Below are 11,082 nucleotides of genomic sequence, written 5' to 3'. Positions count from 1 at the left end.
TCACTTAGAGCTTAACACAGCAGCTGGGTTCAACTTACTGGCTCTAGAAGCGGGATACCAAGTAGCAAAAAGGCTCAGAGTGATAGCAGTCAAAGAGACAACAATGACATCACTAGGATTGACTTGAGATGGAAGGAAATCAACAAAATAAATATCACCAGACAAAAATTTATGTCCAATGAGATTTTCTAACGCGCTAATCATAGGGGTAAGATTTAACGCTATCAAAACGCCAAACACACTGCCTGCAACGCTTCCGAGCACGCCAGAAAAGACCCCTTGCCAAACAAATATCCGTTTGACCAGTCCATCTGTCGCGCCCATCGTGCGTAAAATCGCAATCTCAGCGGCACGATCTTTTACCGCCATCATCAGAGTTGATACGATATTAAAGCTTGCCACACCAATCACCAAAACCATCACCAAGTACATAATGGTTCTAACCAGTTGGATATCACGGTAAAGAAAGCCGTACTTCTGCTGCCAGCTACGCAAGTAAACATAAACATCCAGTGTGTTGCCTACTTCACGAATAATTTGAGTCGCATTAAGTACTTCGGTAACACGCACGGAGACACCACTTACACCTTGGCCCATTTTTGCGTAATTCTGCGCATCTTGAAGCGGTACGAGCGCCAAGTTATGGTCAATCTGGCCATTTAAAGTGAGTAAGCCAGCAACTTTTACACGCACACGCTTTGGCGCCTGAACTTTTGTCGTAGCACCAGAGGTAGGGATCATCAAAGTTAAGAAGTCGCCTTTTTTAACCTTGAGTAGATCCGCTATCCCTTTACCGAGAATGACTTGCTGTTGCCCCGCTTGGAAACCGTCCCATACCTCAGTATCAATGAAGTCACTTAAGTTGGAGACCTTACTCTCAAGTTGTGGCTCGATACCTCTTACTTCAAGGGCTTTAAGCTGCGCGCCTTTTTCAGCAAGAGCCGTAAACTTAACATAAGGAGCCGCCGCTTCAATCTTAGGATGTTTCTCACTCTGGGATACAACGTTTTGCCACTCAATCAGTGGCCCTCTTACGCCTTCAAACTCACCGTGAGAGATAACCGATAGAACGCGATTATTAAGCTCGCGCTCAAAACCGTTCATCGCAGACAAACCAATAATGATCATCGCCACACCCACAGCAATGCCTATAGTTGAAGACATTGAAATGAACGAAACCATTTTATTTCGTTGTTTGGCTCGGCTAAATCGCCCGCCAATAAACAGAGAAAGGGATGAAAACACTTACGCCCCCTCAATGTTGAGTAGCAAACCGTCTTGCATATGTAGCTGACGATCCATTTTCGCCGCTAACTCGCCATCATGAGTAACAACCAAAAATGCGGTATCAGACTCTTGATTAAGCTCGCGCATCAGATCGTAAATCGCTAGTGCCGTCTTATGATCCAGATTACCGGTTGGTTCATCCGCCAAAACGAGAGAGGGATTGTTCACCAATGCTCGCGCAATCGCCACACGTTGACGCTCACCACCTGAAAGCTCTGCTGGTCTGTGCTCAATTCGGTGACTCAAACCTACTTTATCTAGCAATGCTTTCGCTGCCGACTTGGCTTGATTCACTTTTACGCCACCAATAAGCAAAGGCATTGCAACGTTTTCTATCGCGCTGAAATCTGACAAGAGGTGGTGAAACTGGTAGACGAAGCCTAGGTGCTGATTGCGCAGCTTTGCTTGACGGTTAGAACTCAGTTTCGATAAGTCTTGGCCTAAAAACTCGACATGGCCTTCGGTCGCATCATCCAGAGCACCCAAGATATGCAGCAGCGTACTTTTACCAGAACCTGAGGTACCAATAATCGAGGCTAGCTCGCCCTTCTCGATATCAAAGCTCACACCTTTAAGAACTTGAGTATCAAATGCACCCTCATGATAAGTTTTACACACGTTGTGACATTGAAGAAGACTACTCATATCTTAAAGCCTCGGCTGGTTTTACTGATGATGCGCGGTATGAAGGGAACAAAGTGGCGACAAGGCTTAGCGCAATAGCCAATACCACAACAACAAAAATTTGAGCAGGGTTGATTAATATCGGCAGCTCACCACCCACCGCGAATAAAGCGATACCCGCACTTTCAAGTAACGCGTTAATATTATTGGCTAGCAAGACACCCAATCCACCACCAATGATGGCACCTATTACGCCACTACTTGCGCCTTGAACAATGAAGATCGAAAGAATCTGCCTGTCGGTCATACCTTGAGTTTTTAAGATCGCGACTTCAGATTGTTTCTCCATCACCACCATAATCAACGCAGAAATGATATTGAAAGCTGCAATGCCCACGATGAGACCGAGCATTAAGCCCATCATGTTCTTTTCCATTCTTACCGCTTGGAAAAGCTCGCCTCTTTGATCGCGCCAATCTTGCCATTGCCAACCGTCAGGAAGTGGGTTTTGGCTTAGTTCGCCAACCACAAATGGGTCATTAAAGAACAAGCGCCAACCTGTCATGGTGTCCGGCTTCAAACGCATCAATTTTCCAGCGTCTGAGATATGCGTGATCATCAGCTGTTTATCAACATCTGAACCTGTATTGTAGATACCCGCCACAGTAAATAAACGCTGGCTTGGGATTCGACCCAGTGGCGTAAACTGACTCGCACTCGTGACCATCAAGCGGACTTTATCACCGACCGATACGTCCATTGAACGGGCGAGCGAATGACCAATAAACAACTGGTACTCACCCGCTTGTAAATTAGATAAGTGGCCCGCAATTAAATGACGCTCAATAGGGTCATGCTCTGAAGGCTTAATACCAATCAGTAAGCCGGCGTTAAGTTGACTTGGGCTTTGGATGACAGCTTCACTCTGCACGATTGGCTCTGGATGCCCAGCAGAAGAAAGTTGCGCGATAAATTCAGGAGCACGTTCTGTTTTCGCCGTTTTACCGTCAACGTGAGAAACGATAGCTTGAGGAAGAACGCCAAGAATACGCCCTTTAAGCTGCGCTTCAAATCCATTCATAACGGAAAGCACGGTCACAAGCGACATTACACCGATCGTAATGCCCGCCGTCGACATATAAGAGACAAAGCGGCTAAACCTATCACCGGAGCGACCTCGTAAGTAGCGCAAACCGATGAAGGTTGAGACTGGATGAAACATAGTAGAAACCAATGTTAGGGTTTGATGACCTAAGTAATGGTGCTTACTCTACCGATTAAATCCCTTGGCGTGTAGTGTTTAATTGCCAATTAGTGGTTAAAATATGTAATAAACAAAGGGATAGCTTGATTACTTGTCAGCTATAACGATAATCAAAGTTATCAAGTAAAAGGAATCAAGCATGGCCGATCAAGAATTCTTTACCGTCAACCACACAATGACAGTCAATGTCGAAGCTTTGGCTGAGGGTGTGGGTTTCCCAAGTTATGAGAAATTCGAAGGGGAAATCCCAGCACCTTTCATTGTTGCTAGCGAGTTTAGCAATCTTGATTTATTGAATGACAGCGCGCGTAATGAATTGAAAAATAGCGACTTTAAGCATGTAATTCAACTGCTAGATACGCAAAATTCTAAACTCAACTTACTGTTGACCTTTATGCTATCTCAGCAAGATGATCCATCTCTGCGTCATAAAACTCACTCGTTTGGCGCCAGTCAATTTACCTATATTTCTGATGCGGCAGTGAGTCTTGATTCCAAAGTTCGTGTAAAATTATTCTTAGAGCACCCCGCCGCAGCAATATATTGTTACGGACACATATCGCAAGTAGAAGTGACCGAGGACACTCATCTCGTCACCGTGAAATACGATTTACTGCGTGATCTCGATGAAGATCTCCTTATCAAAGCTGCTCTATTCCAACAACAAAAGCTCCTTCGTCAGCGCTCACTTAATCGCGACAAATAAACAGAACTATGTCTAACACATCATTACTTAATCTGGCGTGCTCGGATCGCGCCGGAGACAAAAAGCAGATTGGTAACCTTCAAGGGGCAAGTTTAGCCCTTGCCATTGCTGAACTCGCACAACAGCACGGCTCTCACACTCTGCTCGCCGTTCCTGATCCGCAAACCGCGTTAAAACTACAACAAGAGCTAGAACAGTTCACCACTCAAGAGGTCGCCTTGTTCCCTGACTGGGAAACTTTGCCATACGATAGCTTTTCTCCCCATCAGGAGATTATTTCAGACCGAATTTCTCGACTCTATCAGCTACCTACACAATCGAGCGGGATCACCATCGTTCCGGTGAATACGCTGTTGCAACGCCAGTCCCCGCGCGACTACTTAATGCAGCATACGCTGATGGTGAAAGTCGGTGATCTGTTCTCACTGGAAAAACTGCGCATTCAACTTGAAAAGTCGGGTTATCGCCACGTCGACCAAGTGTTTGGTCCAGGTGAATATGCGAGCAGAGGCTCTATTTTAGATCTCTTCCCTATGGGCTCAAACGATCCATTTCGTATCGACTTCTTTGATGATGAAATAGATACGATACGTACTTTTGATCCTGAGAATCAGCGTTCAATCGAAGATAAACAAGAGATACGTTTACTTCCAGCGCATGAATTTCCGACTTCCGAGAGCGCAATTGAAGACTTCCGTATTCGCTGGCGTCAGCGTTTCGAGGCGCGCCGTGAACCTGAATCCGTTTACATGCAAGTCTCTAAAGGGACTTGGCCAGCAGGTATTGAATACTGGCAGCCACTGTTTTTTGAACAAACGGAGACTTTGTTTGATTACATCCCAGAAAACACGCAACTGTTAACGGTTGGTCAATTAGAGCCCGCAATAGACACCTTCTTAGATGACGTTGACTATCGCTACGATCAACGCAAAGTCGATCCGCTGCGCCCACTGCTGCCACCTGAAGAGCTATGGCTAAAGAAAGATGAGCTGTTTAGCCAGTTTAAACAGTTACCTCAAGTTCAGCTGTATGTTGAGCCAGTCAGTGAAAAACAGGGTCGCTGCAATCCTAATATCTCTCCCTTGCCAGAGCTTGCGGTACAGCACCAAAACAAAGAACCAATGGCCGCTCTGCGCCAATTTAGCGAAACCTTTACCGGTCAGATAGTCTTCTCGGTTGAGTCTGAAGGTCGCCGCGAGGCTTTGCTTGAACTGCTCCAGCGAATTAAGTTAAAACCACAAGAAAGCAGCGACTTACAACAAGCACTGAATAGTGGTAACAAGTTCAGTCTGATCCTTGGTGCCGCTGAGCACGGTTTCGTATTCGGTGACGAGCAAGTTGCACTCATCTGTGAAAGTGATTTACTTGGTGACCGAGTCATTCAGCGCCGACGCAAAGACCGCAAAACCACCAATAGTGATGCGGTCATTCGTAACCTAGCGGAATTGCAACCAGGACAGCCAGTAGTGCATATCGACCACGGTATCGGCAGATACATAGGACTGCAAACCCTAGAAGCTGGCGGTATGACGACAGAGTACGTAACGCTTGAGTACCAGAATGATGCCAAACTCTATGTTCCTGTTGCCTCACTAAACCTTATCAGCCGCTATTCTGGCGGTGCAGAAGAAAGCGCGCCACTGCATAAGCTTGGCGGTGAAGCCTGGGCTAAAGCAAGACGTAAAGCCGCCGAGAAGGTGCGTGATGTCGCGGCTGAACTTTTAGATGTCTATGCTAAACGTGAACTTAAGCCGGGTTACAAGTTTGAGTTAGACCGCGGCCAATACGCGACATTCAAAGCGGGCTTCCCATTTGAAGAGACCGATGACCAATCCATGGCGATCAACGCCGTCATGTCTGACATGTGTCAAGCTAAAGCAATGGATCGCTTGGTGTGTGGCGACGTTGGTTTTGGTAAAACAGAAGTCGCGATGCGTGCGGCATTCGTTGCGACCGACAATAGTAAGCAAGTTGCCGTTCTTGTACCAACTACCCTACTTGCCCAACAGCACTTTGAGAACTTCCGCGACCGTTTTGCTAACTTACCAATCAGAGTAGAAGTCTTGTCTCGCTTCAAAACAGCTAAAGAGCAGAAGCAGGTACTGCAAGATATTGAAGAAGGTAAAGTGGACCTAGTTGTCGGAACCCACAAGCTTCTATCAAATGACATTAAGTTCAAAGATCTTGGTCTGCTGATCGTTGATGAAGAACATCGCTTTGGCGTACGTCAGAAAGAAAAGATGAAAGCGATGCGTGCCGATGTCGATATCTTAACCCTTACCGCGACACCGATTCCTCGTACCCTGAATATGGCCATGAGTGGCATGCGTGATCTGTCAATTATCGCCACGCCACCAGCGAGACGTCTCGCCATCAAAACCTTTGTCAGACAGAGCGATGACGCAGTAGTGCGAGAGGCTGTGCTACGTGAGATTATGCGTGGTGGTCAGGTTTACTTCTTACACAATCAAGTCGAAACCATAGAAAAAGTCGCGGCTGATCTAGAGAAGTTGATTCCTGAAGCACGCGTGACTGTCGCACACGGTCAAATGCGCGAGAGAGAACTCGAACGCATTATGAATGACTTTTACCACCAGCGCTTTAACTTGCTAGTGTGTACCACCATCATAGAAACCGGTATCGATGTACCAACAGCCAACACCATTATTATGGATAGAGCAGATAATCTTGGTTTGGCTCAGCTTCACCAGTTACGCGGTCGTGTCGGTCGTTCGCATCACCAAGCATACGCTTACTTAATGACGCCCCATCCAAAAGCTATGACGAAAGACGCCGTTAAACGTCTTGGTGCCATTGCTTCATTGGAAGATCTCGGTGCGGGCTTTACCTTAGCGACCCACGATTTGGAAATTCGTGGTGCCGGTGAACTACTTGGTGACGAGCAAAGTGGCCAAATTCAGTCGGTTGGCTTTACTCTATATATGGAGATGCTAGAGCAAGCAGTTGAAGCGCTGAAAGAAGGCAAAGAGCCTTCACTCGACGAACTACTTCGAGAGCAAACTGAAGTCGAAATGCGCTTACCTGCCCTACTGCCGGATGATTACATTCCAGACATCAACACTAGGCTCTCGATGTACAAGCAAATTGCGAGTGTGACCAGTGAAGATGAGTTAGGTGAACTTAAGATTGAGCTGATAGACCGTTTTGGTTTATTGCCTGATGCCACTAAGAACCTACTCTCAGTAGCCAAGTTGAAACTGCAAGCAGCGGCGCTGAAAGTGAAGAAGATTGAAGCTCACGACAAAGGTGGCTTTATCGAATTCTATCCAGATGCTGACATTAACCCTATGTATTTGGTTAAACTATTGCAATCTCAGCCACAAAAATTCGCAATGGATGGACCCACTAAGTTCAAGTTTACGATACCATTAGTGGATAGACGTAAGCGCATCCAGTTTGTTAGTGACATGTTGGGTGAATTCCAGCAAAATTTATTGCCAAAAACGTAAAGCCAAAATCAAATGGAGGTGCCTCGCACCTCACTATGGAGTTGTAATGAAGAAACTGATCCCGCTGCTGCTCATGCTTGTTGCAATGCCTTCTATGGCGCAGCGTCAATTCGATATCGAAGTGATCATTTTTAAACGTGCCGTGGATGCCGAGCAAACTGCCGAGTCTTGGCCAACCAACGTCACTCAAGTGGATCTAGAAAGAGCCGGCTCTTTTGCTGATGCTAGTTACCGCGCAAAGAAAGGGGTCGAAATGCTACCCGCTTCTGAGTACGCCCTGAATGGCGAAGTTCAAAAGCTCAATCAGCATGCAGGCTTTCAAGTATTGATGCATAAAGCTTGGCGCCAAGGTGATCAAGGTCGCTTCGGTGCGCCAATCTTCCATGTCCAAGCTGGGCGCGATTATTCAGGTAAGTTTAATCCTGATGGCTCTATGATTGAAGATAGCCAAAGCCAAGTCATTGAGGGTATTACCGAAGAAAGCATTCCAAAGCCTTTGTATCAACTTGATGGCAAACTGCAAATCTATGTTGAGCACTATTTGTATGCCGATGTGGAGCTTGACCTTAAAGCACCAAGTGTAAAAGAAGTGACTTTACAAGAGCATCAACCAGAACTATTGCCAACAGAAGAAGTCGCGGACAATCAAGTAGTTCAAGTCGGTTTAATGGAAGATGTAACACCTACTGTCCATAAGGTTGAGTTCTTGAAAAGCTATCGATTCGACCAAAAACGCCGCATGCGCAGCACGGAAACGCACTTCCTCGATCACCCTTTAATGGGCGTGATCATCCAAGTCCGTCGAGTAAATCAATAATCGAGAGAGCCCTCAAACGAGGGCTTTTTATTTATGAGTCCAGATTACCAAATCATCACCCGAGATTTAGTCCTGAGGCTAATCACCAGTGAAGAAAGTGAATCTCTACAAGGCTGTGTGATTAACTCACCTAGCCTTCACCGCTGGATTGATTGGTGCAATGCCGATTTCTCTTTAGATGATGCCGAACGATTTATCCTAGCGACTCGCTTAAACTGGGTAAAATCCGAAGCCTATGGTTTTGGTGTATTTTGCCGTTCGAGTGACAAGTTACTTGGCATGGTCGCGATTAATGAGCTCTACCACACCTTTAACATGGCGAGTATTGGTTATTGGATTGCCGATGAACATCAAGGTAAGGGATTCGGTGTAAAAGCGGTCAATGCTTTAATCGAGTTTTGCTTCGCCCAACTTAAATTGACGCGAGTAGAAGTGGTTTGCGACCCAGATAACCTGCCTAGCCAAAAGCTGATAGAGTCTTGCGGTGGTCTGTTGGAAGCTAAAGCTCGCAATCGCTTTATCTTCAACGGTAAACCGAAAACTGGCCTTATATACTCTGTCATTCCTGATTAATCTAGACCAAACCAAAAAAAGAGCGCCGAAGCGCTCTTTTTAGTATTTGTTCATTAATTAATGAAGTTTAAGGTTCGGTCTTAACACTCGGTTAATACGTCCCATTAGGATGATCAAACCTGTCTTGAACACGCCGTGAAGCGCCATCTGGTGCAAGCGGTACAAAGAGATATACACGACACGTGCGATACGCCCTTCTACCATCATAGAACCTTTGGTCAAGTTACCCATTAAGCTACCCACAGTTGAGAAGCGACTTAATGACACCAAAGAGCCTTTATCTTTGTAGATGTAAGGCTTCATTTCACGACCATTTAGCTTAGCTACGATGTTAGCGAAAGCACGGCTCGACATCTGGTGCGCTGCTTGAGCACGCGGTGGAACAAAAGAACCATCCGCTTGAGTACACTGAGCCAAATCGCCGATTACGAAGATATCGTCATCGCGCGTGGTTTGCAGCGTATCTTTAACCACAAGCTGATTGATACGGTTGGTTTCTAGACCCGCAATGTCTTTGATAAAGTCAGGCGCTTTAATACCCGCAGCCCAAACCATAATCTGAGCTGGGATCTTGTCACCATCTTTGGTTACTAAGCCATCTTCATCAGCTTGAGTCACCATAGTCGCAGTGCGGACGTTCACCCCTAACTTAGTCAGTTCCTGATGAGCCGCTCCAGAAATGCGCGGTGGAAGCGCTGGAAGAATACGCTCGCCCGCTTCGACAAGGTTGACGTTAAGCTTGCTTGAGTCAAGGTCACCAAAACCATAAGTACGTAGCTCTTTTACCGCATTGTGCAGTTCTGCAGACAGTTCTACACCTGTTGCACCCGCACCAACAATCGCGATATCCACTGTGCCATTACCATTTTTGGCATGCAGCTTAAGGAACTCGTTGTTCATTTGAGTACGGAAGCGATGTGCTTGTTCTGGGCTATCTAGGAAAATACAGTTGTCGCGAACGCCAGGAGTATTGAAATCGTTAGAAGTCGAGCCAATTGCCATAACTAGAATGTCATACTCAAGCTCGCGGCTAGGCATCAACAGCTCATCGTTATCATCTTTCAACTCACGCAGTTTAATCACTTTACGCTCGCGGTCGATGTCTTCTAGGCTACCCATTTGGAAATCAAAGTGGTGGTTTTTGGCATGCGCGCGGTAGCTAAGTGCGTCTACACCCTCATCAAGAGAGCCCGTCGCAACTTCATGCAGAAGGGGTTTCCATAAGTGGCTCGCCTTGCGGTCAACCAAAGTAACTTTAGCACGACCTTTGCGGCCAAGTGTACGACCTAGTTTGGTGACAAGCTCCAGTCCGCCTGCACCGCCGCCTACTACGATAATTCGTGTCACAGCAACTTCCTCAAAAAATAAAATAAAACTGAATCAAGCCGAAAGTCGACTCGATGGAATTCTGTATTTTTGGTCTAGGGGCAATTTTTCTTCGCACACAGTCTAGACATAGAGGGCCAACAAATATGACACGCTTATTGGATAAAAGAGCCGAATCACTCAATGCTACAGGTTTGACGTAGCTCACTATTGGGCAAGTTTTTTACTCGCTCTCAATTTTTTTTGATATTTATCAAAAAATTTGTAGTGAGTTCATTATATAGAGCAAAACATGACGCGCAACTAAAGATTCGCGTGATCCCACTAAATTTTGTAAGGATTAGAGTTGATTGAACAATAAAAAAGCGACAGAGCCTACTCTGTCGCCTAGATATTAGAAATCGACAAAAACTAGCGATTAGTTTGCGTCTTTAAACGCTTTCATTGTTTGCAGATGTTGCGAGATTTTTTTGAACTTATGCGTCTGAGTTTCATCCCAGATAATGTCGTAGTAGCTCTCTAACTCTGAGGCCGTTTTACTGTTGTCGTGGATCTCATCGTCTTTCGACAAAATCACCAGACAATGTGCTTTGTTCTTGGTTCTAAACTCTGAAACACACTTAGTCGCAATGTCTTCGTACTCTTCAGGTCGGTCGATACGTCCTTGCATGGTTAATTCTGGGTGCAAGTTCGGGTTAAAAATAACCTGTTTAATACCGCATAAGAAACCAATTCTCTCTGACCAATAACCACCAAGACCGACACCACAAATGATAGGGTTCTTATCACCTGACTGCTCTATCACTTTGTGCACTTCTTTTAGCAAGTGCTGCATATCGTGCTTTGGATGGAGAGTACTGTAGTTAATGAAACGTACGTCATCATCAATAAACTGAAGTTGAAGTACTTTTTCATGGTTGCCTGGGCTGGTCGAATCAAAACCGTGTAAATAGATAATCATTGTAAATCCCTCGATCCTTGTGATTTTAATCTACCATGAAAAATAAGGTTTAAA

At 45.7% G+C, this 11,082-nt stretch carries 9 protein-coding genes; 4 read left to right on the top strand and 5 right to left on the bottom strand.

Annotation, left to right across the window (positions count from 1 at the left end):
• Genes lolE through lolC form a run of 3 tightly spaced genes read right to left on the bottom strand, consistent with a single transcriptional unit; the run spans nucleotide 1 to nucleotide 3,133 of the window.
• Nucleotides 1-1,245 (bottom strand): lipoprotein-releasing ABC transporter permease subunit LolE, encoded by a 1,245-nt coding sequence (gene lolE, locus AC5O63_RS09480; protein ID WP_494504773.1) that lies wholly within the window; start codon nucleotides 1,243-1,245, stop codon nucleotides 1-3.
• On the bottom strand, nucleotides 1,246-1,932 hold the full coding sequence (lolD, locus tag AC5O63_RS09475; protein ID WP_004747008.1) for a lipoprotein-releasing ABC transporter ATP-binding protein LolD: 687 nt from the start codon (nucleotides 1,930-1,932) through the stop codon (nucleotides 1,246-1,248).
• Nucleotides 1,925-3,133, bottom strand: a complete 1,209-nt coding sequence (lolC, locus tag AC5O63_RS09470) for a lipoprotein-releasing ABC transporter permease subunit LolC (RefSeq protein WP_494504772.1) — start codon at nucleotides 3,131-3,133, stop codon at nucleotides 1,925-1,927. Before lolC ends, lolD begins: the two co-directional genes overlap by 8 nt.
• A gap of 181 nt (nucleotides 3,134-3,314) precedes the next feature.
• On the opposite strand from lolC, the gene AC5O63_RS09465 reads away from it, so the two are divergent.
• Genes AC5O63_RS09465 through AC5O63_RS09450 form a run of 4 tightly spaced genes read left to right on the top strand, consistent with a single transcriptional unit; the run spans nucleotide 3,315 to nucleotide 8,741 of the window.
• Entirely contained in the window at nucleotides 3,315-3,881 is a 567-nt protein-coding gene (locus AC5O63_RS09465; protein ID WP_494504771.1) for a PilZ domain-containing protein, read from the top strand.
• 8 nt (nucleotides 3,882-3,889) lie between these two features.
• Nucleotides 3,890-7,351 carry a transcription-repair coupling factor gene (gene mfd, locus AC5O63_RS09460; protein ID WP_494504770.1) on the top strand — a complete coding sequence of 1,154 codons (3,462 nt, stop codon included), beginning with the start codon at nucleotides 3,890-3,892 and terminating at the stop codon, nucleotides 7,349-7,351.
• A 46-nt stretch (nucleotides 7,352-7,397) separates the two neighbouring features.
• Complete coding sequence (locus AC5O63_RS09455) at nucleotides 7,398-8,168, top strand: peptidoglycan binding protein CsiV (protein ID WP_494504769.1); 771 nt, start codon at nucleotides 7,398-7,400, stop codon at nucleotides 8,166-8,168.
• Between the two features lie 33 nt (nucleotides 8,169-8,201).
• Nucleotides 8,202-8,741, top strand: a complete 540-nt coding sequence (locus AC5O63_RS09450) for a GNAT family N-acetyltransferase (protein WP_494504768.1) — start codon at nucleotides 8,202-8,204, stop codon at nucleotides 8,739-8,741.
• Between the two features lie 57 nt (nucleotides 8,742-8,798).
• On the opposite strand, the gene AC5O63_RS09445 is transcribed toward AC5O63_RS09450, so the two are convergent.
• Both AC5O63_RS09445 and ycfP read right to left on the bottom strand, forming a co-directional pair.
• Nucleotides 8,799-10,088 carry an NAD(P)/FAD-dependent oxidoreductase gene (locus AC5O63_RS09445; RefSeq protein ID WP_494504767.1) on the bottom strand — a complete coding sequence of 430 codons (1,290 nt, stop codon included), beginning with the start codon at nucleotides 10,086-10,088 and terminating at the stop codon, nucleotides 8,799-8,801.
• 397 nt (nucleotides 10,089-10,485) lie between these two features.
• Nucleotides 10,486-11,028: an alpha/beta hydrolase YcfP gene (gene ycfP, locus AC5O63_RS09440; RefSeq protein ID WP_367937699.1), complete on the bottom strand. Its 543-nt coding sequence runs from the start codon at nucleotides 11,026-11,028 to the stop codon at nucleotides 10,486-10,488.
• Nucleotides 11,029-11,082 lie beyond the last annotated feature (54 nt).

The organism is Vibrio sp. SCP2 (assembly GCF_059295395.1).
The sequence above is the reverse complement of the archived record's forward strand: the minus strand, read 5'-3'. Positions and strand labels throughout refer to the sequence as shown.